Source organism: Mesorhizobium sp. P3_A10, assembly GCF_056403175.1.
Map to the genome: position 1 here is coordinate 1,313,411 of NZ_JBFUFZ010000001.1, position 25,159 is coordinate 1,338,569.

At 63.4% G+C, this 25,159-nt stretch carries 23 protein-coding genes; 8 read left to right on the top strand and 15 right to left on the bottom strand.

What is annotated here, in order from left to right; translation table 11 throughout:
- Positions 1 to 8 precede the first annotated feature (8 nt).
- Positions 9 to 1,637, top strand: a complete 1,629-nt coding sequence (locus tag AC1DXU_RS06330; RefSeq protein WP_477365699.1) for a GMC family oxidoreductase — start codon at positions 9 to 11, stop codon at positions 1,635 to 1,637.
- Between the two features lie 17 nt (positions 1,638 to 1,654).
- The gene (locus AC1DXU_RS06335; RefSeq protein ID WP_477365702.1) at positions 1,655 to 1,972 is read left to right on the top strand and encodes a Dabb family protein; all 318 of its coding nucleotides are present in this window, start codon (positions 1,655 to 1,657) and stop codon (positions 1,970 to 1,972) included.
- Here the strand turns inward: AC1DXU_RS06335 and AC1DXU_RS06340 are convergent.
- From AC1DXU_RS06340 to AC1DXU_RS06350, 3 genes are all read right to left on the bottom strand, one after another.
- Positions 1,959 to 2,804: an EamA family transporter gene (locus tag AC1DXU_RS06340; RefSeq protein ID WP_477365705.1), complete on the bottom strand. Its 846-nt coding sequence runs from the start codon at positions 2,802 to 2,804 to the stop codon at positions 1,959 to 1,961. The two genes, AC1DXU_RS06335 and AC1DXU_RS06340, sit on opposite strands and share 14 nt — an antisense overlap.
- Before the next feature lie 7 nt (positions 2,805 to 2,811).
- On the bottom strand, positions 2,812 to 3,720 hold the full coding sequence (locus AC1DXU_RS06345; RefSeq protein ID WP_477365708.1) for an endonuclease/exonuclease/phosphatase family protein: 909 nt from the start codon (positions 3,718 to 3,720) through the stop codon (positions 2,812 to 2,814).
- 87 nt (positions 3,721 to 3,807) lie between these two features.
- Positions 3,808 to 5,361, bottom strand: coding sequence for a cation:proton antiporter (locus AC1DXU_RS06350; protein WP_477365711.1), 1,554 nt, complete (start codon positions 5,359 to 5,361; stop codon positions 3,808 to 3,810).
- Between the two features lie 119 nt (positions 5,362 to 5,480).
- Here AC1DXU_RS06350 and AC1DXU_RS06355 point away from each other — a divergent pair, with 119 nt between their 5' ends.
- Positions 5,481 to 6,107 carry a glutathione S-transferase family protein gene (locus AC1DXU_RS06355; RefSeq protein ID WP_477365714.1) on the top strand — a complete coding sequence of 209 codons (627 nt, stop codon included), beginning with the start codon at positions 5,481 to 5,483 and terminating at the stop codon, positions 6,105 to 6,107.
- A gap of 36 nt (positions 6,108 to 6,143) precedes the next feature.
- On the opposite strand, the gene AC1DXU_RS06360 is transcribed toward AC1DXU_RS06355, so the two are convergent.
- From AC1DXU_RS06360 to AC1DXU_RS06405, 10 genes are all read right to left on the bottom strand, one after another.
- Complete coding sequence (locus tag AC1DXU_RS06360) at positions 6,144 to 7,208, bottom strand: ABC transporter ATP-binding protein (protein ID WP_477365717.1); 1,065 nt, start codon at positions 7,206 to 7,208, stop codon at positions 6,144 to 6,146.
- 30 nt (positions 7,209 to 7,238) lie between these two features.
- The gene (locus tag AC1DXU_RS06365; protein ID WP_477248506.1) at positions 7,239 to 8,030 is read right to left on the bottom strand and encodes an ABC transporter permease; all 792 of its coding nucleotides are present in this window, start codon (positions 8,028 to 8,030) and stop codon (positions 7,239 to 7,241) included.
- Positions 8,027 to 8,941: an ABC transporter permease gene (locus AC1DXU_RS06370; RefSeq protein ID WP_477365720.1), complete on the bottom strand. Its 915-nt coding sequence runs from the start codon at positions 8,939 to 8,941 to the stop codon at positions 8,027 to 8,029. The genes AC1DXU_RS06365 and AC1DXU_RS06370 overlap by 4 nt, the downstream gene beginning before the upstream one ends.
- 63 nt (positions 8,942 to 9,004) lie before the next feature.
- Complete coding sequence (locus tag AC1DXU_RS06375) at positions 9,005 to 10,111, bottom strand: ABC transporter substrate-binding protein (protein WP_477365723.1); 1,107 nt, start codon at positions 10,109 to 10,111, stop codon at positions 9,005 to 9,007.
- 241 nt (positions 10,112 to 10,352) lie between these two features.
- A complete protein-coding gene (locus AC1DXU_RS06380) occupies positions 10,353 to 11,525 on the bottom strand; it encodes an iron-containing alcohol dehydrogenase (RefSeq protein WP_477365726.1) in 1,173 nt (390 codons plus the stop codon).
- An 18-nt stretch (positions 11,526 to 11,543) separates the two neighbouring features.
- Positions 11,544 to 12,932 (bottom strand): aldehyde dehydrogenase family protein, encoded by a 1,389-nt coding sequence (locus AC1DXU_RS06385; RefSeq protein WP_477365729.1) that lies wholly within the window; start codon positions 12,930 to 12,932, stop codon positions 11,544 to 11,546.
- A gap of 161 nt (positions 12,933 to 13,093) precedes the next feature.
- A complete protein-coding gene (locus AC1DXU_RS06390) occupies positions 13,094 to 14,464 on the bottom strand; it encodes a glutamine synthetase family protein (RefSeq protein WP_477365732.1) in 1,371 nt (456 codons plus the stop codon).
- An 88-nt stretch (positions 14,465 to 14,552) separates the two neighbouring features.
- On the bottom strand, positions 14,553 to 16,109 hold the full coding sequence (locus AC1DXU_RS06395; protein WP_477365735.1) for an amino acid permease: 1,557 nt from the start codon (positions 16,107 to 16,109) through the stop codon (positions 14,553 to 14,555).
- Positions 16,110 to 16,178: 69 nt separating this feature from the next.
- Entirely contained in the window at positions 16,179 to 17,720 is a 1,542-nt protein-coding gene (locus AC1DXU_RS06400; RefSeq protein ID WP_477365738.1) for an amino acid permease, read from the bottom strand.
- 18 nt (positions 17,721 to 17,738) lie between these two features.
- Entirely contained in the window at positions 17,739 to 18,557 is an 819-nt protein-coding gene (locus tag AC1DXU_RS06405) for an N-formylglutamate amidohydrolase (protein WP_477365740.1), read from the bottom strand.
- Positions 18,558 to 18,704: 147 nt separating this feature from the next.
- Here AC1DXU_RS06405 and AC1DXU_RS06410 point away from each other — a divergent pair, with 147 nt between their 5' ends.
- Entirely contained in the window at positions 18,705 to 19,532 is an 828-nt protein-coding gene (locus AC1DXU_RS06410) for a MurR/RpiR family transcriptional regulator (RefSeq protein WP_477365744.1), read from the top strand.
- Between the two features lie 15 nt (positions 19,533 to 19,547).
- On the opposite strand, the gene AC1DXU_RS06415 is transcribed toward AC1DXU_RS06410, so the two are convergent.
- Together AC1DXU_RS06415 and AC1DXU_RS06420 are read right to left on the bottom strand one after the other, a co-directional pair.
- A complete protein-coding gene (locus AC1DXU_RS06415) occupies positions 19,548 to 20,585 on the bottom strand; it encodes a zinc-binding dehydrogenase (RefSeq protein WP_477365747.1) in 1,038 nt (345 codons plus the stop codon).
- 58 nt (positions 20,586 to 20,643) lie between these two features.
- A complete protein-coding gene (locus AC1DXU_RS06420; protein WP_477365750.1) occupies positions 20,644 to 21,885 on the bottom strand; it encodes an acyl-CoA dehydrogenase family protein in 1,242 nt (413 codons plus the stop codon).
- Between the two features lie 126 nt (positions 21,886 to 22,011).
- Here AC1DXU_RS06420 and AC1DXU_RS06425 point away from each other — a divergent pair, with 126 nt between their 5' ends.
- From AC1DXU_RS06425 to AC1DXU_RS06440, 4 genes are read left to right on the top strand one after another with little or no spacing between them, the layout of a single operon-like run.
- A complete protein-coding gene (locus AC1DXU_RS06425; protein ID WP_477365753.1) occupies positions 22,012 to 22,827 on the top strand; it encodes an SDR family oxidoreductase in 816 nt (271 codons plus the stop codon).
- Complete coding sequence (locus AC1DXU_RS06430; RefSeq protein ID WP_477365756.1) at positions 22,824 to 23,351, top strand: MaoC family dehydratase; 528 nt, start codon at positions 22,824 to 22,826, stop codon at positions 23,349 to 23,351. Before AC1DXU_RS06425 ends, AC1DXU_RS06430 begins: the two co-directional genes overlap by 4 nt.
- Positions 23,348 to 24,382, top strand: a complete 1,035-nt coding sequence (locus AC1DXU_RS06435; protein ID WP_477365760.1) for a phosphotransferase family protein — start codon at positions 23,348 to 23,350, stop codon at positions 24,380 to 24,382. The genes AC1DXU_RS06430 and AC1DXU_RS06435 overlap by 4 nt, the downstream gene beginning before the upstream one ends.
- Complete coding sequence (locus AC1DXU_RS06440) at positions 24,382 to 25,158, top strand: SDR family NAD(P)-dependent oxidoreductase (RefSeq protein WP_477365763.1); 777 nt, start codon at positions 24,382 to 24,384, stop codon at positions 25,156 to 25,158. Before AC1DXU_RS06435 ends, AC1DXU_RS06440 begins: the two co-directional genes overlap by 1 nt.
- Position 25,159 lies beyond the last annotated feature (1 nt).

Below are 25,159 nucleotides of genomic sequence, written 5' to 3' on the forward strand. Positions count from 1 at the left end.
ATGAGACAATGACCGACTATATCATCGTTGGCGCCGGCCCGGCCGGTTGCGTTCTGGCCAACCGGCTGAGCGAAGATCCGTCTAGTTCGGTGCTGTTGCTGGAAGCCGGCGGCAAGGACTGGCATCCTTACATCCACATGCCGGCCGGCTTTGCCAAGATGACCAAGGGCATCGCTTCCTGGGGCTGGTCGACCGTGCCGCAAAAGCACATGAAGGACCGCGTCTTCTGGTACACGCAGGCCAAGGTGGTCGGCGGCGGCTCCTCCATCAACGCCCAGATCTACACCCGCGGCAATGCCCGCGACTACGACGCCTGGGAGAAGGAAGAAGGCCTCGCCGGCTGGGGCTACCGCGACGTGCTGCCCTACTTCAAGCGCGCCGAGAACAACCAGCGCTACGCCAACGATTTCCACGGCGACCAGGGTCCGCTCGGCGTGTCGAACCCGATTTCACCGTTGCCGATCTGCGAGGCCTATTTCCGCGCCGGCCAGGAGATGGGTATCCCCTTCAATCCGGATTTCAACGGCGCCACCCAGGAAGGCGTCGGCTACTACCAACTGACCCAGAAGGACGCGCGGCGCTCATCCGCCTCCGTTGCCTATCTCAAGCCGATCCGCGCCCGCAAGAACCTGACCGTCAGGACCGATGTGCTGGTCACCCGCATCGTTGTCGAAAAGGGCCGCGCCATCGGTGTTGAGATCGTCGACAGACCAGGCGGCGAGACAAAAATCCTGCGCGCCGAGCGCGAGGTGATCGTCTCGTCCGGCGCCATCGGCTCGCCAAAACTTCTGATGCAGTCGGGCATCGGTCCGGCCGACCATCTGAAATCAGTTGGCGTCACACCAGTGCACGACCTGCCCGGCGTCGGCTCCAACATGCAGGACCATCTCGATTTGTTCGTCATCGCTGAATGCACCGGCGACCACACCTATGACAACTACGCCAAGCTGCACCGCACGGCCTGGGCCGGCCTGCAGTATCTGCTGCTGAAGAAGGGGCCGGTGGCCTCCAGCCTGTTCGAGACCGGCGGCTTCTGGTACGCCGACCCGACCGCCGCCTCGCCCGACATCCAGTTCCATCTCGGCCTCGGTTCCGGCATCGAGGCCGGCGTCGAGAAGCTGAAAAACCCCGGCGTAACCCTCAATTCGGCCTTCCTGCGGCCGCGCTCGCGCGGCACCGTGCGGCTGAAGAGCGGCGATCCGGCCGATCACCCGCTGATCAATCCGAACTACTGGTCCGACCCCTATGACCGCGCCATGTCGATCAAAGGTCTAAGGCTGGCGCGCGAGATCATGCGGCAGAAGGCGCTTCAGCCCTACGTGATGCGCGAAGTGTTGCCGGGCCCCTCGCTCGCCAGTGACGACGAATTGTTCGACTATGCCTGCCGCAGTTCGAAGACCGACCACCATCCTGTGGGCACCTGCCGCATGGGCCATGACGAGATGGCGGTGGTGACGCCGGACCTCAGGTTGCGCGGCATCGAGGGATTGCGCGTCTGCGACGCCTCGGTGATGCCGCGCGTCCCCTCCTCCAACACCAATGCGCCGACCATCATGGTCGGTGAAAAGGGCGCCGACCTCATCCTTGGCCGCGAGCCGTTGCCGCCGGCGGTGTTTTCCGGCAATCGTGCTGCGTAAACCTGAGGGGCAGAAGAATGATCAGGCATTGTGTCTTCGCCAGATTCCGTAGAGATGTCGACGCCGCCGAGCTCGCGGCGATCCACGCCGATCTCGAGGCGCTGCGCTGGGCGATCGACGGCATGGACAAGGTCGAATTCAGCGCCAATGTCAGTCCCGAACCGTTCGCACGCGGTTTCACGCATGGCTTCACCATCGACTTTCGCGATGCCGCCGCGCGCGATGCCTATCTGGTGCATGAAGCGCATCAGCGCGCCGGTGCAAGACTGGTGGCTGCGCTCGAAGGCGGCACCGACGGGCTGATGGTGTTCGACCTCGAAATCAACCCATCCTGAGCGCGATGACGCCGGCGACGATGCTGAGCGCGGCAGCACCGCGCCAGCCCGTCATCTTCTCGCCGAGCGCGAACACCGAGATCATCATGGCGAACAGGATCGAGGTTTCGCGCAGCGATGCCACAGAGGCGATCGGCGCCTTGGTCATCGCCCACATCACGATCCAGTAGGCCGCACCGCTGAGCACGCCGGTGAACAGTCCGGCCTTCCAGTCCCGTGCCAGCACCGGCAGCGCCTGGCGTCCGCGGAAGATGAGGCACAGCACCAGCGCGCCAAAGGCATCGCAGATGAACAGCCAGGCGGCATAGCTCTGCGCCGTGGCGGCCAGCCGCGCGCCGCTGCCGTCGGACAGCGTATAGCTGGCAATGAAGATCGAGGTACCGAGCGCAAAGCCGACGGCGCGCAGGTTGAACTTTTCCAGATGCACGCCGCCGCGAAACGACATCACCAGCGTGCCGGCCGACAACAGAACGATGCCGGCTATGGCGAATGGACCGGGAACCTCGGCAACGACGAACATGCCGCCAAGGGCTGCCAGCAGCGGCGCGGTGCCGCGCGCCAGCGGATAGGTCTGGGCGAAGTCGCCGGCCTTGTAGGCGCCGATCAGGAAGGTCCGGTAGCCCATGTGGAAAAGGACCGAGGCGATGATGTAGGGCCACACTTCAGCCTTCGGCACCTCGACGAAAGGCAGCACCACCAGCGCCGCAGCGCCCATGCCAAGCGTCATCAGCGTGATCGACAGGAAGCGGTCGAGATGCACCTTGACCAGCGCGTTCCAGATCGCATGCATGGCGGCTGCGGCAAGCACCGCGAAGAAGACGAACAAGCTCATTGGCGGCTCATCCGCCCTGCATGGCGAGTGGCGTTTCCAGATCGATGTCGACGCGCAGAGGGAAATGGTCCGAGGCGATTTCGCCGATGTCGGCACCGACCGAGCGCACCCGCCCGGCAAACATGCCGCCGACGAAGCAATGGTCGAGCCGGCGTGTTGTCAGCCTGCCGTCGATGATCTTCACATGAGTATGGAAGTCCGCCGTCGGCTCGCTGGCGATTGCTGCTGCATCGACGAACCCGTCGAGATAGGCGGCGCCGCGATGATAGGGCGTGCTGCCGACGATGCGCCTGTATTCGGCGCTGTCCGGCTCCATGTTGAAATCACCCATCCAGATCGCCGCCAGCGGGTTCTCCGGCTCGGCCTCGCCATTGCTCCAGTTGCGCGCCGGCTCGTCGTCGACGCCGCTCCATGGGCCGCCGTCGGACGGCGCCCGGCGATGTTGGGCGAGCAGATAGTCAATCTGCTCCAGTCGCTCCTCGGCGGCGATATGGGCGAGATGCAACGACAGAAAACGCACCGGACCGGCGGGCGTGCGGATCATGCATTCGAGCGCTGCATTGCGGGTGTTGAGCGGACTCAGCGTGCGGCGCAGCGGCAGCGTGTGCAGCCGTGACCAGACGATCGGCAGCTTCGACAGCACCATGGTGCCGAATTGCCGGCGCCGGTTGACGAGGCGGCCGTCGCGCCGCTCGCTGGCGTCCATGTCGAAGGCCGGGCCGTAGACCCAGTGGTAGCCGGGCAGCAGGCGCGACAGGATTTCCGGCTGATCGTCCTCGTTGCTCCGCTGCCAGTGCCGCTCCACTTCCTGCAGCGCAATAATGTCGGCGCCGGCAACGACGCGTGCCGCGCGCGCAAGGTCATAGCGGCCGTCGCTGCCGAACCCGTACTGGATGTTGTAGCTGACCAGCTTCATTGCTTATCCGGCTCATTTTCGTGATGGCAGTAGCCGTTCGGCGATTTGCTTGCAATGTGCAGCGGAATGGACGGAGCTTGGGCCAGCCTAATTCGTCGTCAGCGGCTGGAACCGTCCTGCCGGCGAGGCCGCCAATTCCGTCCAGTCGATTTCTTCCTCCAGGCGATGATAGGCTTCGTCGCCGATGGTTCCGTTACGGCGCAGTTCCTCAAGCGCATCGCGCTGGCTGTTGATGGCATAGAGGCGCAGCCTGTCATATTCCGTCGCCGCCTGCGCGTTTTCAGGGTTTTCGGCGATCGTGCGCTGGGCCGTATATTGCTCGCGCACGGCAGCAGCGGCATTCGAGGTCTTGCCGCTCAACACGTTGAGCGCGGCTTGCATGATGGCGACACGCGCCTGCGCCACTTCGCGGTCGATTGTGGTGTCCGGATCGAAGGCGAGCCAGCGCAGCAGCGGCTTCAGCGTCATGCCTTGCAGCACCAGCGTGCCGAGAACGACCGCGAAGGCGGCAAGCACGATCGGATCGCGGCCCGGGAAGTTGGCCGGCAAGGCAATTGCGGCCACCAGCGTCACCAGTCCGCGCATGCCGCACCAGCCCACAAGCACACCGCCGCGAAACGACGGCGCGTCTCGCCTTTGGTCGTCACTGCCGAAGCGGGCAAACCATCGTACGATCACGCCATAGCTCAACACCCAGACGAGGCGAGACACGATGACGACGGCCAACACCGTTGCGGCGAAGACGAAGGCTTCGCCCTGCCCTTCCCCGGCAAGCCGGCCGACGATTGACCGTGCCTGCAGGCCCATCAGCACGAAGGCCAGCACGTTGAGCACGAAGACCGCCGACTCCCACACCGAATAGGTGCTAACGCGCCTCCTTGCCGACATGCGGCGCGGCGCCCTGCGCGCGAGGGTCATGGCATAGACGACGATGGTGATGATGGCGGAAAGACCCAGCCTGTCGGCCAGGATCCAGACGCCGAACGTTCCGGCGAACTGTATTACCGTGCTGCTCGCCGCATCCTCGATACGGGTGAGCGTCAGCAATGAGAAGCGGCCAAGCAGATAACCGGCGACCAGGCTGCCGATCGTTGACAACAGGATCGTCGGAATGGCGTTGCTCAGCATGATCGAGCCGAGCGCTGCCGAAACCGCCAACCTGTAGATAAGGAGCGCGGTGGCATCGTTGAGCAGGCTCTCGCCCTGCAGGATCGCGGTGATGCGGTGCGGCACCTTGAATTGCCCGAGCACGGCGCTTGCCGCCACTGCGTCCGGCGGCGCGACGATGGCGCCGAGTGCAATGGCCGCCGCGATCGGCAGCCCGGCCATTTTCCAACCGACGAAAGCAACGATCGCCGTGGTGAATGTGACGGCCCCGAGCGCCAGGGCCACGAGCGGCAGCCGATAGCGGTTGAGATCGCGCAACGACGTGTCGTAGGCGGCATCCAGAAGCACGGGCGCGATGAACAGCGCCAGCGCCAGTTCCGGGTCGATCTCGATGGTCGGCGCGCCAGGCACGAAGGCGAGACCGGCGCCTGCGAGAGCCAGCAGCGAAGGGTAGGGAATCTCTAGCCGCCGCGACAGCGCCGTCAGCGCGACGGCGATCAGCAGCAGGACAAGGGTGAGTTCGAAAAGGGCCATGACATCATCTTAGCGGCTAGGCAGCTTCGTTAGCAGGAACACAGGATGCTGTTGATTGTCCAGCGGGGCCTGCTCGCCTGGCTGTATGCATACCGCCGGCCGGCCTGTAAGCCTCGGCCATGATCCTCATAGGCCAGTACGACTCCCCCTTCGTCCGCCGTGTCGGCATTGCGTTGACCTTGTACGGCCTGCCGTTCGAGCATCGCCCGTGGTCGAGTTTCAGCGATGCGGACAAAATCCGGCCCTACAATCCGCTGACGCGGGTGCCGACCCTGGTGCTGGACAATGGCGAGGTGCTGATCGAGAGCCACCTGATGCTCGACTATCTCGACGGCCTTGTTCCGACCGAACGCAGAATGTTTCCTACCGCCGAGCCGGCGCGCCATAAGGCCCTCAAAATATCTGCCCTGGCGACCGGGCTGGGCGACAAGGCCGTCGGCCTGTTTTACGAAACGCGGCTGCACGAAAAAGCCTCCGACCTCTGGGTCGGGCGCTGCCGCACGCAGATAGAAAACGCCCTGGCGGTCCTGGAAGCCGATCGCGCCACGAGGCCCCGACCCTACTGGTTCGGCAACCGCATCGGCCACGCCGACATCGCGGTTGCCGCCGTGCTGCGTTTTCTGAGCGAGGCGCATCCCGGCCTGATTTCGATCACGGACTTTCCAGCGTTGGAAGCCCATGCCGCGCTGATGGAAGCGCTGCCGGTCTTTCAGGCAGTGATGCAGCCGTTCATTGCGCCGGCTTGAGGAGCCCGCCTCAGTTCTCGCAGGATGCTGCTTTTGCTAGTGCAGCACCAGCATGTCGCTTGAGGAGAAGGAAATCTCAGCCTTTTCGCCGACAGCCGGCGGCGGAGCAGCAGGGCTGTTGAAGGTGTCTAGCGACACCGTGCTGCCACCGATGCCGACGCGAACCCGGATCACTGAGCCGAGGAAATGTACCTCGGAGATTTCGCCCGAAAGGCTGGAATCGCGGCCGGGCTGACGGCCGAGCGAAATCGCTTCCGGCCGCAAAGCCAGCGACAGCGTGTCGCCTGACTTGGAGCCGTTGAGCTTGCCCTTGAGCAGAACCTCCTCGCTGTTGACGCGCACCGTGCCCGCCGCTGCGTCGGTGACAGTGCCTTCGAGCACGTTCAGCGTGCCGACGAAGTTGGCGACGAACTTGGTCGCCGGCCGGTTGTAAATCTCGAACGGCGTGCCAACCTGCTCGGCCTTGCCGCCATACATGACGGCGATGCGGTCGGAGATCGACAGCGCTTCTTCCTGGTCATGGGTGACGAAGATGGTGGTGATGCCGAGCTTCTTCTGGATCGAGCGGATTTCCTCGCGCAGCGACACACGCACCTTGGCGTCGAGCGCCGACAGCGGCTCGTCGAGCAAAAGCAGCTTCGGCTTCGGCGCGATCGCCCGCGCCAGCGCGATGCGCTGCTGCTGGCCGCCGGAGAGCTGGTAGGGATAGCGGTCGGCCATCTGCGGCAGCTTGATGATATCGAGCATCTCGGCCACGCGTCTGTCGATATCCGCCTTGGGCATGCCGGCGACCTTGAGTCCAAAGCCGATGTTCTGCGCCACCGTCAGGTTGGGGAACAGCGCATAGGCCTGGAACACCATGCCGACATTGCGCTGGTTTGGCTTCAGCCTCGTGATGTCCTTGCCGGCAACGACGATCTTGCCCGCCGACGGCTCTTCGAAACCGGCGACCATGCGCAGAACGGTGGTCTTGCCGCACCCGGACGGCCCGAGGAAGGAAACGAATTCGCCCGGCTCGACATCAAGATTGAAATCTTCGACCACGGTGGTGGCACCGAAGGATTTTCGCACATGCTGGATGGAGAGGAATGGTTCGGCCATGGCTTTTTCTTTCGATCAGTACTTTGTCGATCAGTTTGGGCGGTTCGCCGATCTCGGCGCAAAGCGGGACAGGATCTGGATCAGCGACATGCAGCCCCAGGTAATGGCGAACGCGATGATGGCAAGCGCCGCAGGCTCATAAGCGCGGTTGGCGCCGACGTTCTGCAGATAGGGACCGAAGGCAGGCCGGTTGAGCAGGCTGGCCATGGTGAATTCGCCAATGACGATGGCGAAGGTGAGGAAGGCGCCCGACAACACCGCGATCAGCACATTGGGCAGGATCACTCGACCAATGATCGTGCCCCAACCGGCGCCAAGGATCTGCGCCGCTTCCGTCAGCGTCCTGACGTCAATGGTGCGAAGGCCGGTATCGACGGCGCGGTACATGTAGGGCAGCGCCAGCATCGCATAGCCGATGACCAGCAAGGCATTGGTACCCATGTCGGTCGCCAGGAACGGCAGCGGCGAATTCGAACCATACATCCTGATATAGCCGAAGACGATCACGATGGCCGGAATGACCAGCGGCAACAGCGTGATGAACTCGACGATCGGCCTCAGTTGCGGCAGGCGCAGTCGAATCCAGTAGGCGGCGGGAACCACGATCAGCACACCGAGGATGATGGTGAAGATGGCGGCAACCACGGAATAGCCGAACGTCGCCTGGAAGTGGGCGTCGCCCAGCACGATCTTGTAGGCGTCGAAGGAATACTCGCCACGCCGCATGCGCATGGAGAATTCCACCGTCGCGATCAGCGGAATGAAGAAATAGGCCGCGCCAAGCGCAAAGACGACCCAGGCCCAGAATTTGCCGGACTTCATTTCAGCCACCTCTCCGAACGCGTCCGGAACCAGATGTAGAAGACATTGGCCAGCCCGGTGATGACGATCATGCCGAAGGCGATCGCATAGCCGAGATGAGCATTGTGCAGCACGTCGCCGCGGATCTGCGCATAGAGCAGGATCGGCACGATGTTGAGTGAGGAGCCGGTCAGCGCATAAGCGGTGGCGATGGCGCCGAAGGCATTGGCGAAGAGCAGGATGACCGTGCCGAGGAAGCTCGGCCAGATCACCGGGATGACCACCATGCGCCAGTATTGCGCCTGGGTGGCGCCGAGCGTCGCGGCGGCCTCGCCCCATTCCTTCTTCAAGCCGTCGATCGCCGGCGTGATGATGACCACCATCAGCGGGATCTGGAAATAGACATAAGTCAGCGTCAGGCCCCAGAACGACAGGATGTTGAAGCCGTGTGCATAGATGTTGAGGCCGAATACGGTGTTGAGGAGCACCGTGGCGAGACCGAGCCGTCCAAGTGTCGCGAGGAAGGCGAAGGCCAGCGGTACGCCCGCGAAATTGGAAGCAACGCCGGAAAAGGTTAGCGTTGCCGAGCGTATCCACTCCGGCAGGCCGCCGCGCACGATGGCTATGGCGATGGCGAGACCCGCAAAGGCGCCGATCAGCGCCGAGGAAAGGCTGACCTTGAGCGAGATCCAGTAGGCGGCGACAATCGATGGCTGCGCCAGTGCCGCTATGTTTTCGAACGTGAATTCGCCGGCATCGTTCTGGAATGCGCCCAGCATCAGATAGAGCGTGGGCAAGATCAGGAACATGATGGCGAAGATAAAGAATGGCGCAACGCCGAGCCATTGCGTCGGCAGTCGCAATGCGCGCGCCTCGCTGGGGGGTGCGGCCTTCCCGGCAACTGCGTGATCGGAAAGCGAGAGATCTGTCATGCGCCGGCTACCGTCTCCGATGAACACCGGGCGGCCGCGAGGCCGCCCGGTTGGCTTGAAGCCTTACTTGACGTTGGCGCCGACGACGGCATCCCAGTTCTTGGTGACGGCTTCCTTCGCCTTGCCCTGCTCGTCGAGCGTCGGGAACACCGCAGCGGTGTAAGCCTCGGCCGGCGGCAGCTTGGCCATCACGTCCGCCGGGAGCTTGCCGTTCTTGGCAAGATCGTTGAAGCGGATCGGGTGGCAATAGCCCTTCAGCCAGCCGATCTGGCCCTCGTCGGAGTAGAGATACTCCAGCCAGAGCTTGGCAGCGTTCGGATGCGGTGCGAAAGCACTGATCGCCTGCACGTAGACGCCGGCAACGACACCGGTCTTCGGCACGACGACGTCGACGGGCGGATTGCCCTTCAGCGTGTCGCGGCCGGCAAGTGCATTGTAATCCCAGGTCACCAGGATCGGCGTCTGGCCTTGAGCCAGGGTCGCCGGCTTGCCGATGACCGGCACGAAATTGCCGGCGGCATTGAGCTTCTTGAAGAAGTCAAGGCCAGCGGTGCCGGCAGCTTCGCCGGCAGCAGCGCCGCCGGAAAGGCCAGCGGCGTAGACGGCCTGGATGGCCTGGTTCGAGGCGCGCGGGTCGCCGGCAAGCGCCACGGTGTTGGCGAATTCCGGCTTCAGCAGGTCAGCCCAGTCGGCCGGCGATTCCTTGACAAGGTCCTTGTTCACCAGGAAGGACAGCACGCCGTAATAGTCGCCGGTCCAGAACCCATCGGCATCCTTGGCCGAGTCGGGGATCGAGTCCCAGGTCGACACTTTGTAGGGCTGGATCAGGCCGTCGGCCTTGGCGGTCGGACCGAAGGACAAGCCAACGTCGATGACGTCAGGCGCCTGCGGGCCCTTGTTGTCCTTGTTGGCCTTGATCGCCTCAACCTCGTCGCCGGAGCCGGCATCGGGGTTGAGTTCGTTGATGGTGATCTCAGGATATTTCGCCTTGAAGCCGTCGATGACGGCGCCATAGCCGCACCAGTCATGCGGCAGGGCGATGGTCGTGAGCTGGCCTTCCGCCTTGGCGGCCTTGACGAGATCGTCCAGCGAAGCTGCGGACGAAATCGCCGACGACGCAAAAAGGGTCGCGGCCGAGAGGGAAAGCACTTTCCCCGTGAATTTGAACATGTGTTCTCTCCGTTGAACTGACGCCGTTGGACGCCTGCGATGCGGTATCGTTTTCATGTGACAGCCAGATGAAAGCATTGTGAAACCGGCACCCGCAGTACGAAAAAGTAAACTCTTTTTAACCGGTGGTAGCAATCGCCTCGCGATTATTTTTCCGGCTAACTAGTTTCTGCCTGCCTTTCGCCCCTTCCCCTTTCCTTTCCCCTCGTTTTCCAATTCACTTTCCAGCACCAAATCCGCCTCAGACGGTGCCGGCGATGGCGTTTTCCAGCAGCGTCAGCGCCGCCTTCTTGGTCAGCTTGACCGGGTTGCCGCCGGCGGTCGGATCGACCACCGCCATATCGGCGATCAAGCCCTTGCGCTTCTTGTCCATGTCGAGCCCCTTGATCAGGCCGGGCAGCGCATGCGGCACCTTCAACTCCTTGCGCAGTTTGATGACCGCCTTGGCGAAGCCGTCGAACCCGCCCTTGATGCCGCAATAGGCCGCGAGCCGGGCGATCCGCTCTTCAATCGAGTCCCGGTTGAAGGCCAGCACATAGGGCATGAACACGGCATTGGTCATGCCATGGTGGGTGTCGTAGAGCGCGCCGATCGGATGCGACAGCGAATGGATGGCGCCCAGCCCCTTCTGGAAGGCGGTGGCGCCCATGGCGGCCGCACTCATCATGTGGGCGCGCGCCACCAGATCCTTGCCGTTGGCATAGGCTTTCGGCAGGTTCTCGAAGACCAGCCGCACACCTTCCACGGCAATGCCGTCAGCCATCGGATGATAGCCCGGCGCACAATAGGCTTCGAGGCAGTGGGCAAGCGCGTCCATGCCGGTGCCGGCGGTGATGAAGCCCGGCATGCCGACCGACAGTTCAGGGTCGGCAATGACGATCGCCGGCAAAAGCTTCGGGTGGAAGATCACCTTCTTGGTGTGGGTCGCTTCGTTGGTGATGACACCGGCGCGGCCGACCTCGGAGCCGGTGCCGGCTGTGGTCGGCACCGCGATGATCGGCGCGATCGCATCCGAATTGGCGCGCGTCCACCAGTCGCCGACATCCTCGAAATCCCAGACCGGCAGTGTCTGCCCGGCTTGGAAGGCGATCAGCTTGCCGAGATCGAGGGCCGAGCCGCCGCCGAAAGCGATGACGCCGTCGTGCTTGCCCTTCTTGAACACGGCGATGCCGGCGGTGAGGTTGGACTCCACCGGGTTCGGCCTCACTTCGGAAAACACCCCATAGGGCACCTTGGCGTCGTCGAGGATTTTCAAGGTCGAAGCGACGACCGGCAGCTTCGCCAGGCCCGGATCGGTGACGAACAGCGGCCGCTTGATGCCGGTTGCCGCCAGCACGTCGGGCAGTTCCTTGATGCGCCCGGCGCCGAAGCGGACGGTGGTGGGGAAATTCCATTTCGAGATCAGCTTGGACATTTTTGTCTTTCGAAAAAATCAGATGGTTTCACGCAGGTGGAACGACTTCGGCCGGGTCAGATTGTCGTAGCCGATGGCCGACAGGGCCGCTCCTTTGCCGGTGTCCTTGACGCCGGTCCAGACCAGCGCCGGATCGAGATAGTCGCAGCGGTTCATGAACACGGTGCCGGTTTCGACGCGGTCGCCGATCGCCGCCGCATGGTCGGTATCGCGGGTCCAGATCGAGGCCGTCAGCCCGTAGGGGCTGTCGTTCATCAGCGCGATCGCCTCCTCGTCATTGCGCACCTTCATGATGCCGACGATGGGCCCGAAACTTTCCTCGCGCATGACGCTCATCTGGTGGTCGACTTGCGTCAGCACCTCCGGCGCCAGATAGGGCGAGCCTGCCTGGTCGTTGGCCACCTTCATGTTGACATGCGCCTTGGCGCCTTTGCGCAGCGCCTCGGCCTTCTGCTCGCGGATCAGATCGGCAAAGCGTGCCTGCGCCATCGGCCCCATCGTGGTTGCCTGGTCGAGCGGGTTGCCGACGACATAGTTCTTCGTCTCGGCGATGAAGCCTTCGACAAACTCGTCATAGACCTTCTCGTGCACATAGACGCGCTCGATGCCGCAGCAGCACTGGCCGGAATTGAAGAAGGCGCCGTCGACCAGATTGGCAACCGCGTGGTCCAACTTGGCGTCGGGCAGCACATAGGCCGGGTCCTTGCCGCCAAGCTCGAGGCCGAGGCTCATGAACGTGCCGGCCGCGGCCTTCTCGATGGCGCGGCCGCCGCCGACCGAGCCGGTGAAATTGACATGGTCGATCTTGCCCGAGCCGAGCAGCCTTTCGGTCTGGCTGTGGTTCAGCACGATGTTCTGGAACAGCCCCTTGGGCAGACCGGCCTTGTCGAAAGCCTGCTGAAACCGTTCGCCGACCAAGAGCGTCTGCGCCGCATGCTTGAGGATGACGGCGCTGCCAGCCATCAATGCCGGCACAATGGTGTTGACCGCGGTCAGATACGGATAGTTCCACGGCGCGATCACCATGACGACGCCGAGTGGCACCTTCTTCACATAGCGGCGGAAGCCGTCCTTCGGGTTGGAGGCCAGGACCGGCTTGAGAGCGGCTTCGGCGATCTCGACCATGTAGTTGGTGCGTTCCTTGACGCCGCCGAACTCTCCGCCATAGCGCACCGGGCGGCCCATCTGCCAGGCGATCTCCGGCACGATCTCGTCGGTCATCGCGACCAGCGCTTCAAGCATGGCCAGCATGTACTTGCCGCGCTCGACGATCGGGGTCAGCGCCCATTTCTCCTGCGCTGCCTTGGCCCGCTCGACCGCGGCGTTGATGGCCTGGTCGGTGGCGATCGGCCGTTCGGCGTAGATCGAACCATCGATGGGTGATTTGAGTTTGACCGTTTCGGTCATTCTTTAAGTCCTCGCACTTTGTAGCAATCGAAAATCATATGGTTTGGCCCTTCATCCGCCTGCCGGCACCTTCTCCCCGTATAGGGACGGGGAGAAGAGCGAAGCTCCAGCGTCCGCGCCCCGGTGTTCACGGCGAGAGGGCAAGGGCGTTCGGGGCCAGCTTAGTACCGCTCGAAGCCCCTGTGCAGTTCCCAATCCGTAATCCGGCGGTCGTATTCGAACTGCTCCCACTTCGCGGTGTGGACATAGTGTTCGAGCACGTCCTCGCCGAGTGCCTGCTTGAGCATCTTCGACTTGGCCAGCGTCTCGGTGGCGTCGCGCAGCGTCTTCGGGATCTCCGGCAGGCGCGACGCCTGATAGGCATCGCCGACGAAGGGCTTTTGCAGTTCCAGCTTCTCATCGATGCCGGCAAGGCCAGCGGCGATCAGCGCTGCGAAAGCGAGATAGGGATTGAGATCCGCGCCACCGATGCGGCACTCCATGCGGATGCCCTTGGTGCCCTCGCCGCACAGGCGGAAGCCGGCGGTGCGGTTGTCCTCGCTCCACATGATCTTGGTCGGCGCGAAAGTGCCGGCCTGGAAGCGCTTGTAGGAGTTGATGTAGGGCGCCAGGAACCAGGTGAATTCCTTGGCGTATTTGAGCTGGCCGGCTGCCCATTGCTGGCCGAGTGTCGACAGTGTCCAGTCGGCCTTCTTGTCAAAGAACAAAGGCGTCTTGCCGTCGGCGCTCCACAGCGAATTGTGGATATGGCTGGAATTGCCGGCCAGCCCGTAATTGTACTTCGACATGAAGGAAATCGACTTGCCCTCGGACTCGGCAATCTCCTTGGCGCCATTCTTCAGGATGACGTGGCGGTCGGCCATGTCGAGCGCCTCAGCATAGCGCACGTTGATCTCTTCCTGGCCCGGCCCCCATTCGCCCTTGGAGTTCTCGATCGGAATGCCGGCGGCATCCATCTCGTTGCGAAGCCGGCGCATGACGCCTTCTTCCTTGGTGGTGATGCCGATCTGGTAGTCGCCGATATAGGGCGAGGCGGTGTCGAGGCCCTGCCAATGTTTCTTGCGGGCTGAATCGTAGGTCTCGTTGAACAGATAGAATTCAAGCTCCGAAGCGAAATAGCCGATATAGCCGCGCTCCTTGAGCCGCTTGACCTGTTTCCTTAGGATAGCGCGTGGCGAATGCGGCAGGTCGTCATGCGTGTGATGGTCGAGCACGTCGCAGATCACCAGCGCTGTCTTTTCCAGCCACGGAATGCGCCGCAATGTCGCCAGATCCGGCTTCATGACGAAGTCGCCATAGCCCTTCGACCAGCTCGCCGCCTTGTAGCCCGGAACCGGCTCCATATCGATGTCGGCCGCCAGCAGATAGTTGCAGCCATGTGTCCCGTCATGGGCGGAGTCGACGAAATACTGCGCCAGGAAACGTTTTCCCGCGAGCCGGCCCTGCAGGTCGACGATGCAGGCCAGCACCGTGTCGATCTCACCGCTGGAGACCGCTTTCTTCAATTGATCGAACGAGAAATTTCCGGCCATTCTTTTGGCACTCCAGCGCTTGGTCGTTTGAAAGGGATAAACGAGACCATGGCCGGCGCGAGGCCGGCCATGGCCGTGATGGTTGACGTCAGTGGCCGGTTTCGCCGACCGCCTGTTCCGCCGCTTTGATCGCCGCCTGGCGTGCCGCGATGATGTCGCCCAGCGGCGGGCCCTGGAAGCGGTTGCGCTCGAAGGCAAACCACACGATCGCCGTCAGGATGAAGAAACCGACGGTGATGTACAGCGCCCAGTCGTTCGGCGGCTGGATGCCGAGGATGAAGATCAGGATCATCGACAGGATCGAGAGAACGCCGAACAGCATGAAGATGGCGCGGCCCATGTTCCACGGGCCCATCTTGTCCCACTTCGGCGTGCCCCAGGCCAGCATGCCGAGTGCGATCGGCACGGTAAAGGACAGGAACAGGAAGATGACGGTGCAGGACACGACGATGGTGTATGCCGAGGTGCCGGCAACCGAAACCAGCGTCGAGCCCCAGACGAACAGCACCGACAACACCGACGCCGTCCAGATCGCCGCCACCGGCGTGCGATAGGTCGGGCTGACCTTGGCGAGTGCCGAGGAGCCTGGCAGGCCGCCGTCACGCGAGAAGGCGAAGATCATGCGCGAGGCCGAGGTGACGGTTGCGAGGCCGCACAGCAGCTGGGCAATGAACACCACGAGGTAGACGAACTCCTTGAGCCCCGTGCCGACACGCTGGTCGAAAGCCCAGAAGAACACGTTCCAGCCCTGCTTGGCGGCATCGTCCATGTTCGGGATCATCAGGATGAAGGCTGCGAGGAACAAATAGCCGAAGACTGCCGACCAGATCACCGACATCACCATTGCGCGCGGCACGGAACTGGCCGCCTTGATGGTTTCCTCGGAGGTGTGCGCCGAAGCGTCGTAACCCGTGATCGTGTAGATCGGCAGCAGCAGGCCGAGCGCGAACACCCAGGCGTTCGACACTGACGGCCAGACACTGGCGCCGGCCTCGCCGGAATAGTTCTTGAACGTGAAGAGACGGCTGAAATCCCAGGTCTCGGCGGAGGCCAGGCAGACAACCGCGATCAGGATCGAGCCAAAGAAGATCAGGTAGCCCGAAAAGTCGGTCAGTTTTGCAGTCAGCTTGATGCCGAGATGGTTGATCAATGCCTGGGCGCCGGTGATGATGACCAGGAAGATCATCTGGTTGAGCAGCGAGCCTTCAATTCCGAGCGCCGGTCCAAACGCGCCAATGAAGAACGTCCAGGTGCCGACATTGATGGCGCCGAGCACGGTGATCAGGCCAAGCAGATTGAGCCATGCCGTCACCCAGCCGGTGCCGCGATTGCCGAGGATCGAACCCCAGTGATAGAGGCCGCCGGCCGTCGGATAGGCCGAGCTGATCTGCGACATGGCGACCGCGAAGGTCAGCGAGACGAAGCAGCCGACTAGCCAGCCAATACCGATGCCGATGCCGCCGGCTCCCGACGTTGCCTGCGCCAGCGAGTTGATACCGCCGGACAGGATGCAGATGATCGAGAAGGAAACGGCGAAATTCGAAAAGCGGCTCAGCCGCCGCTCCAGTTCCTGGGCGTAGCCCATGCTGTGGAGGGCCTTTACGTCCTCCGCCTTGTCAACGTCTGAATAACCCGGTGTTGTCATGTTGGAATTCCCCTGATTTTTGTTAGACGCCCGATCGACCTCGGCCGATCGGGCGATTGTGTGTTTGCGTTACACCGTCTGGCCGACGGCTTTTTCTGCGGCCGCGATCTCCGCCGCGCGGCGAGCAATGTCGGCGCCGATCGGCGGGCCCTTGAAGCGGCGCGATTCGATGCCGAACCACAGAACCGCGAGCAGGATGATCAGGCCGATGGCATAGTTGATCAGGATGTCGAACGGCGGCTGGATGCCGGCATACATCAGCACCAGAACACCAAGCACCGTGATGATGGCGAACGGCTTGGACCAGATGCCGAGACGGAATGGACCGAATTCGGTCCAGCTCTTGCCCTCCGCAAGCAGGCCGGCCGCCACTGGCATGGCGTAGGACACATAGAGGAACAGTGCACAGCCGGCGGCCAATGCGGCAAAAGCCGGCGAGTACAATGTCGCTGCGACTGCGAGCACCGCCCCGAGCCAGATCGCCGCCACCGGCGTACGCCATGTCGGGCTCACGGTCTTCCACACCGACGAGCCGGGCAGGCCGCCGTCACGCGCAAAGGCAAAGATCATACGCGAAGTCGACGTGAGCCCTGCCAGCGCACAGATGAAGTTCGCCAGCACGATGGCGATGGCAATGATGCTCTTCAGCAGGAATGGTGCCGGCAGATTGTTGAAGAGATTGAACCACGCATTGGCGCCATCCTTGGCTGTAGCCGCCAGATCCGGGCTGGCCAGCACGAACGATACGGCCATGACCAAGCCGAAGACCAGTGACCAGAGAACCGAATGGATCATGCCGCGCGGCACCGCCACGCGGGCATTGTGGGTCTCCTCCGAAGTGTGGGCGGAGGCATCGAAGCCGGTGATCGTATAGAGTGGGTAGAGCAGGCCGATCAGGAACGCGACGAGCGCCGTCCGTGCAGTAGGAACATAACCGGCGCCGGCATCACCGGTGTTGTTGACGAAGGTTGTGAGCCGCGAGAAATCCCAGCTCGCGCCCCAGATCAGGAACATCGCCGTCAACACCACTGCGACGACCAGAATGAGGTAGCCCGAGAAATCCGTCAGCAAGGTGGTGAGCTTGATGCCGAAATGGTTGATCAGCGCCTGCGCGACCGTAATGATCACAACGCCGATCACCTGCTCCTGATACCCCCAGGCGGATACGTCGTGACCGAACACGCCGGCCCAGACGAGGTCCTTGAAGAGTGCATAGACACCGACATTGACCGAGGCGACGACGAAGATCAGGCCGAGCAGATTGATCCAGGCCGTGGCCCAGCCCCAGCCCCGCCCGCCAAGAATGGACGACCAGTGGTAGAGACCCCCGGCCGTCGGATAGGCCGAGCCAATCTGGCCAAGGGACGCAGCCACCACAAGCGCAAAGACGCCGCCAATGATCCAGCCCACAGTCGCCTCGAAGCCACTGCCTGTAGCCATGGCCAGCGGAAAGGACGTGATGCCACCCGCCAGAATGCAAATGATCGAAAAGGAAATTGCAAAGTTGGAGAAGCCGCTCATGCGGCGTGCCAGTTCCTGGGCATAGCCCATGCTATGGAGGGTTTTTACGTCCTCCGACCTTTCAGCGTCTGATTTATCCGGTCCTGCCATTTTCGTCCCCTGTTGTTTCTAGCTGGCCGATTGAACTGACTTTCCCATTGCATGCCGTCGGGAACCCTTGGCCTCCTCGGGCTCCAGATCTAGAAAAATGCCTGTGAGCAGATCCGCCCATTTCCGCTGCCCGGTCTCGCCGGAGATTTCGTCATTGCGGATTTCGATCATAGCGCAGGCGAGGCCGCGCGAGCGCGCGTGGCGCTCCAGTGTGAAATAGACCCGGTCGGCCGGCGAATAAGGCTCGTTGACGCCGACGGTGACGCCGGCGAGCCGCTTGAGTGCGGCAATCAGCGGCAACGCCAGCCGGCGATCCTCGTCATGGATGATGCCGATGTGCCAGGGCCGGCTTTTGCCCTTGTAGACCGGGGTGAAGGAATGCACCGAAACCAGCCGCGTTTCCTGGCCACGCGCCAATCTTGCGTCGACGATGTCTGCGACCGCGTTATGGAAGGGCCGCCACGACAAGTCGATGCGCTGGGCGCGCTGCTTTTCCGAGAGACCGGTATTGCCGGGTATTGCGGTGGTTTCGCTGACTGGCGGCACCAGGTCGGGTGCGTCGAGCGGGCGGTTGCAGTCGATGACAAGGCGCGAAATACGCGTTTCGACCAGCGTCGCATCGAGCGCATCGGCCATGCGCTGGGCGACAGGCAGCGCGCCGGGATCCCAGGCGATGTGACGGGAAAGGTCCTCGGCTGGAAGGCCGAGCGTTCCGAATTCCGGTGGCAGGAAATTGGAGGCGTGGTCGCAGGTCAGCACGAATGGGCTTGATCCGCCCGGGTTCGTCACCCTGACGGAATTTGACGATGCAAGGCTGGCGGGCCGTGCTGTCTCCATAGTCTGCCGTCCCCTGGGGAGCGCTGTATCGTATGTTACGTATTTTGCCTCATTGCGTCCCTATGGATGATTTCATACAGTTTGTCCGGCTTTGTCAAACGCGATTTCGAGAAAGCGGTTTCGACCGGGCCAAGGGCGGGGGAAAACATGATTTCCAGCATTGCCGAACTGATCTCGGACCGCATCGGCACGATGCCGGCAAGCGAACGGCGCGCCGCGCAAACGCTGATTGCCAACTATCCGCTGATCGGCCTGAAGACAGTCGCCGAATTCTCGGCCACCGCCGGCGTGTCCTCGCCGACGATCCTGCGTTTCGTCGCCCGGCTCGGCTTCCAGAACTATCCGGAGTTCCAGTCGGCGCTGCAGGACGAACTGGCGGCACAATTGCAATCGCCGGCAACACGGACACTCAATCCACCGTCGCCGGGCGGCGGTGCCGTATCGCCGATGCTGGAGGCGACGCTCGACAATATGCGCGAGACGTTCAGGCACCTGTCCGACAAGCAGCTTGCCGACATCGTCGCCAAGCTTGTCGACCGGCGCGGCAAGACCTTCCTGATCGGCGGCCGCTTCACCGATCCGCTGGCGCGCTACATGGCCGCTCACCTCGCCATCGTCCAGCCCAATGTTTTTCACCTCGCCGGACAGGAAAGCATCTGGCGCGACAGGCTGATCGATATGGGCAAGCGCGACGTGCTTGTGATCTTCGACATCAGGCGCTACCAGGACAGCCTGGTCCGCTTTGCCGAGATGGCGCACCAGCGTGGCGTGCAGATCGTGCTGTTCACCGACCAGTGGCTGTCGCCGATCGCCCGCTTCGCCCGCCATGTCATCGCCGGGCGCACCGCCGTACCGTCGGCCTGGGACTCGTCCGCAGCCCTTTTTGTCGTTGTCGAAACGCTGATCGGCGCCGTCACCAGACAGCTTGAAGCCGATGGCGCCAAACGCATCCGCGAACTGGAAAGCCTGAGATAGAGGCCGGGCAATTGTCTACGGCTTGATGAACACCTTGCCATTGGGCTTGGCCAGTTCTGCCGGAACTTTCGCCATCGCCTCGCCCAGCGGCACCACCGCCGTCACGTCGGTCGACCAGCGACCGTCGGAAAACCGCTTCTGCGCCTCCAGGATGGCCGGTCCGCGGCGGTCGCGGAACTGGCGCATCCATTCGCTCAACCAGAAGCCCTCGATATGCTTGTGCTGGAAAATCAGCTGGCCGGGCTCGCGGATGATTGTCATGTCGGGATCGAGCCGCCCGTAGATGATCCAGCGCGAGCGCTTCGGCATGGCACTGAAGATGGTCGAGGCCAGGGGTCCGGTCACCGCGTCGAGGAAGATGCGCGGCTGCTCGGCCTTGATAACCTCGCGCAGCGTCGCCTCGAAATCCGCCGCCTTCTCGTTCAGGACATGCGCCGCGCCGATCTCCTTCAGCGGCGGGATCTGCTCGTCGCGCCGCACGGTGACGATCGGCCTGTAGCCCTCCTCCTTGGCAAGGCCTGCGATCAGTTTGCACAGCTGGCTGGCGCCGGCGGTCATGATGAAGGCCTTCTCGCCCTCCTGCTTGACGATGTCGAACATGGCGATCGCGGTGATCGGGTTGACGATCATCGCTGCGCCGTCCTCGTCCTTCACCGTGTCGAGAAGCGGAATGCAGGCCGCGGCTTCCGCGATTGCATAGTCGGCCCAGGCACCCCAGTTCGACAGGCCGGTGGCGAAGGCGATGCGCTTGCCGGCAAGGCTCGCGGCATAGGGCTCGTCGCCGCTCGCGGCCACGGTTCCGACACCCTCGAAGCCGGCCGGCCGGCCCTTGACGCGCGGCTGGCCGTACTGGCCCTTGATGAAGGCGACGTCGGACGGATTGATCGAGGCGAGGCTGACCTTGATCAGCACCTGGCTCGGTCCGGGCGTCGGTACCGCGACCGTGCCTTGCTCGAGATAAGGCTCCATAGCCTCCAGCACGCTGCCGCTCGGCGTCTTGGTGTAGCCGTCGCCCACCAGCAGCAGCGCTTTCATTTCAGACGGGGTTGCCATCGGGATACTCCTTGATTGCCGGCAGAAAGACCGCAACGCGGCCGGCCCGAGCCGTCGCTCAGACCTTTTCCTGCGTGTACCTCTTCAGCTCCGTTCGCGCCACCTGCCGGCGATGCACGGCGTCCGGCCCATCGGCCAGCCGCAGCGTCCTGAGATGCGTCCATGAACGTGCCAGCGGCGTGTCCTGGCTGATGCCCTGCGCGCCGAACATCTGCACCGCCTCGTCGGTAACCCTGAGCGCGACGCGCGGCGCGATCACCTTGATCTGGCTGATCCAGGGCGCGGCGGCCCGCGCATCGCCCTGGTCGATCATCCACGCCGCCTTGAGGCAAAGCAGCCGCGCCATCTCGATCTCCATGCGGCATTCGGCGATGATATCGAAATTGGCCCCGAGCTTCGCCAGCTTCTGCCCGAACGCCTCGCGGCGCACGGAGCGCTGGCACAGCATCTCCAGCGCCATCTCGGCCTGGCCGATGGCGCGCATGCAGTGGTGGATGCGGCCCGGCCCGAGCCGCCCTTGCGCGATCTCAAACCCCCTGCCCTCGCCGAGGATCAGGCTCGATGCCGGCACCCGCACATTGTCGAAGCGGAGATGCATGTGGCCGTGCGGCGCATCGTCGTCGCCATAGACCTGCATCGCCCGAACCTTGGTGACGCCCTTTGCGTCGGAAGGCACCAGGATCATCGAATGCCGGCGGTGCTGCGGCTCGCCGTCACCACCGGTCCGCACCATGACGATATAGATGGCGCAGCGCGGATCGCCGGCGCCAGACGCCCACCATTTCTCGCCATTGAGCACATAGTCGTCGCCCTGCCGCTCGCAGCACATGGCGATGTTGGTGGCGTCGGAAGAGGCGACATCCGGCTCGGTCATCAGATAGGCCGAGCGAATCTTTCCCTCGAGCAGCGGCTCAAGCCACTCCTTCTTGTGGTCCACTGAGCCGTAGCGTTCCAGCACCTCCATATTGCCGGTGTCGGGCGCCGAGCAGTTGAAGGTCTCGGCGCCAAGATGGGCCTTGCCCATCTCTTCGGCGAGGTAGGCGTATTCGACTGTGGAGAGGCCGTAGCCACGGTCCGAACCGGTCAGCCAGAAATTCCACAGGCCGCGCTCTTTCGCGGTCTTCTTCAGCCCTTCGAGGATTTCGGTCTGGCGCGCGGTGTAGACCCAGCGGTCACCATCCCTGCCGATTTCGGCCAAAAATTCCTCGCCAAGCGGCATGATTTCGTCGCGAACCATCGCCGTGACGCGCGCGTGGATCGGCTTCAGCCGCTCGGTCATGCCGAGATTCATCTCCGCCATCGGTCACCAACCCTTTCACGCATCTGGGCACTTTACCCGTGGCAAGGATGACCGTACTTCGGGTAGCCTTGTCAACGCGAGCCCTTTCGCCCCGGACCGCGAGGGGAGAGGAGCGGAGGAACTGCAATGAGCTATCTGGACGAGCTGTTTTCGGTCGCCGGCAAGACCGCGCTGGTCACCGGGGCCGCGACCGGCATCGGCCGCATGGCGGCAACAGCACTCGTCAAAGCCGGCGCCACCGTGATGATCGCCTCGCGCAAGGGCGAGGATTGCATCAAGGTCGCCGAAGAATTGAATGGGCTGGGCGCGGCCGGCCGGGCGGAGGGCTTTGCCGGCGACGTCTCCAGCGAGGCTGGCATCGCTGCCCTCGTTGCCGAGGTCAAGGCGCGAACCGAACGGCTGCACATCCTGGTCAACAATGCCGGCGTTTCATGGGGCGCGCCGCTGGAGACGTTTCCCTACCCGGCCTGGGCAAAAGTGTTCGGCGTCAACGTCACCGCCGTCTTCCATCTGACGCGCGAGCTGTTGCCGCTGCTCGATGCCGCCGCCAGCGATGCCGATCCGGCCCGGGTGATCAATCTCGGTTCGGTGATGGGCACCCAGCCGCTGGCCGACGACGCCTATTCCTACACCGCCTCCAAGGCGGCCGTTCACCACCTGACGCGCACGCTGGCGATCGAGTTCGCCGCCCGCCGCATCACCGTCAACGCCTTCGCCCCCGGCCCTTTCCAGAGCCGGATGACCGCTTTCGCCACCGGCAGCGAGGAACAGGCCAAACATGTCGGCAGCCATGTTCCGATCGGCCGTATCGGCACACCGGATGACATTGCCGGCGCAACCCTCTATTTGTGCAGCCGTGCTGGCAGCTATGTCACCGGCGCCATCCTGCCGATCGATGGCGGGCAGTCGGTGCAGCATGGGCTGACGCTGTTCAAGGAATGATACAACCGACCGGAACGCCGGCGGCTGAAGTGGAGGACATCGCAGTGGAACCGATCAGTCTCGATGTGCTTCTGGCCAGTGTCGGCAAGGAAGTCGGCGTGTCGCCGTGGCGGGTGGTCTCGCAACGCATGATCGACCAGTTCGCCGACGCCACCGACGACCACCAGTTCATCCATTGCGATCCCGAGCGGGCCATGCGCGAGACGCCATTCGGCGGCACCATCGCGCATGGCTTCCTGTCTCTGTCGCTGTTGTCCGCCATGACCTTCGAGACCATGCCGCCGCTCGAAAACGGCAAGATGGGCGTCAACCACGGCTTCGATTCGCTGCGCTTCCTGGCGCCGGTAAAGACCGGCGCGCGCATTCGCACACGCTTCGTACTGGCCGACGTCAAGGTCCGGCCGTCGGGCTGGGTGCAGACGGCGCATGACGTGACCATCGAGATCGAGGGTTCGAAGAAGCCGGCACTGACGGCGCGCTGGCTGACGCTGACGCTGATCGAGCGTCAACCCGAGACCGCATGAGCGACCCGAACGCGCTCGACCAGGCAGCGCTTGCGCCTTATCTCGAGGCGGAAATTCCGGATTTTGCCGGGCTTCGTTCCATCGAAAAGTTCAAATCCGGACAGTCGAACCCGACCTACCTGCTGACGGCGGCAAGTGGCCGCTATGTGCTGCGCGCCAAGCCGCCGGGCCAGTTGCTGAAATCCGCGCATCAGGTCGATCGCGAATTCCGGGTGATGAAGGCGCTTGCCGGCACAGCGGTACCCGTGCCCGACATGCTGCACCTTTCCAGCGAAGACTCGCCGATCGGCCGCATGTTCTATGTGATGGCCTTCGTCGATGGCCGCATCTTCTGGGACCCGGCGCTGCCGGAAACCTCAAGCAATGATGAGCGCGCCGCCATCTACGATGTCATGAACGCAACGCTTGCCGCCTTGCACGATGTCGATGTCGAGGCAGCCGGGCTCGGCGATTTCGGCCGGCCGGGGAGTTATTTCGAGCGGCAGCTGACGCGCTGGACCAGCCAGTACCGCGCCGCCGAAACCGGAGACGTTGCCGACATGGATCGGCTGATCGCCTGGCTGGAGACCCACATGCCTGCCGACGACGGTCGCGTCTCGTTGGTGCATGGCGACTACCGGTTGGACAACATGATCTTCGCATCCAGTGAGCCGAAAGTGCTGGCGGTGCTCGACTGGGAACTGTCGACATCCGGCCACCCCTTCGCCGACGTCGCCTATCAGTGTATGCAGTGGCGCCTGCCACATGCCTCAGGCTTTCGCGGCCTTGGCGGCATCGACCGTGCCGCGCTCGGCCTGCCCTCCGAAGAAGCCTATGTCGCCGCCTACTGCCAACGCCGCGGCCTCTCCGGCATCGGCAACTGGAGCTTCTTCCTCGCCTTCTCCTTCTTCCGGCTGGCTGCCATCTGCCAGGGCGTCTACAAACGCGCGCTGGACGGCAACGCCTCCAATCCGGAAAAGGCCAAAACCTATGCGCAAGCGGTCAGGCTGCTCGCCGGTCTTGCGGTGAAACTGATCGACGAGGAAACGTGATGGGCCGTTTTGACGGAGCGACGGTGCTGATCACCGGTGCCGCCGGCGGGCTCGGCCGCGGTGCGGCCAAGGGCTTTGCCGCCGGAGGCGCGCGGCTGGTCCTTTCCGATATCGACCACGCGGCGCTGGAAAGCCTCGCTGCCTCGCTCGATACGGAGACGGCGCACCTGGCCGGCAACATCGCCGACGAAGCGGTGTCGGAAGCTCTGGTGGCACTGGCGGTCGAAAAATTCGGCAGACTGGATATCGCCGTCAACAATGCCGGCATCGTCCAGACCTTCGTGCGCTTGCCGCAAGTGGCCTCGGATGAGGCGCGCCGCGTGCTGGAGATCGACCTGCTTGGCGTCTTCTACGCGATGAAGCACCAGATCCCGCAAATGGAACAACAGTTCAAGGCGACCGGCAAAGGCGGCGCCATCGTCAACATCGCTTCGGTCGCCGGGCTGGTCGGCGCCCCGAAACTCTCGGTCTATGCCGCCGCCAAGCATGGCGTCGTCGGCCTGACCAAATCGGCGGCCGCCGAATACGCCACCAAGGGCGTGCGCATCAACGCCATCTGCCCGGCCCACACAAGAACGGCAATGGTCGACGGCTTCGTGCGCCTCTCCGGCGCGCCGGAAGCCGAGGCGCTGGCCGAGTTGACGCGCGGCGTGCCGATGAAGCGGGTCGGCGAAGTCGACGAGATCGTCACCGCCATCCTGTTTGCCGCCGACCCCGCCAATTCCTTCATGACCGGCCATGCGCTCGCCGTGGATGGCGGCGTCGGCGCAATCTGAT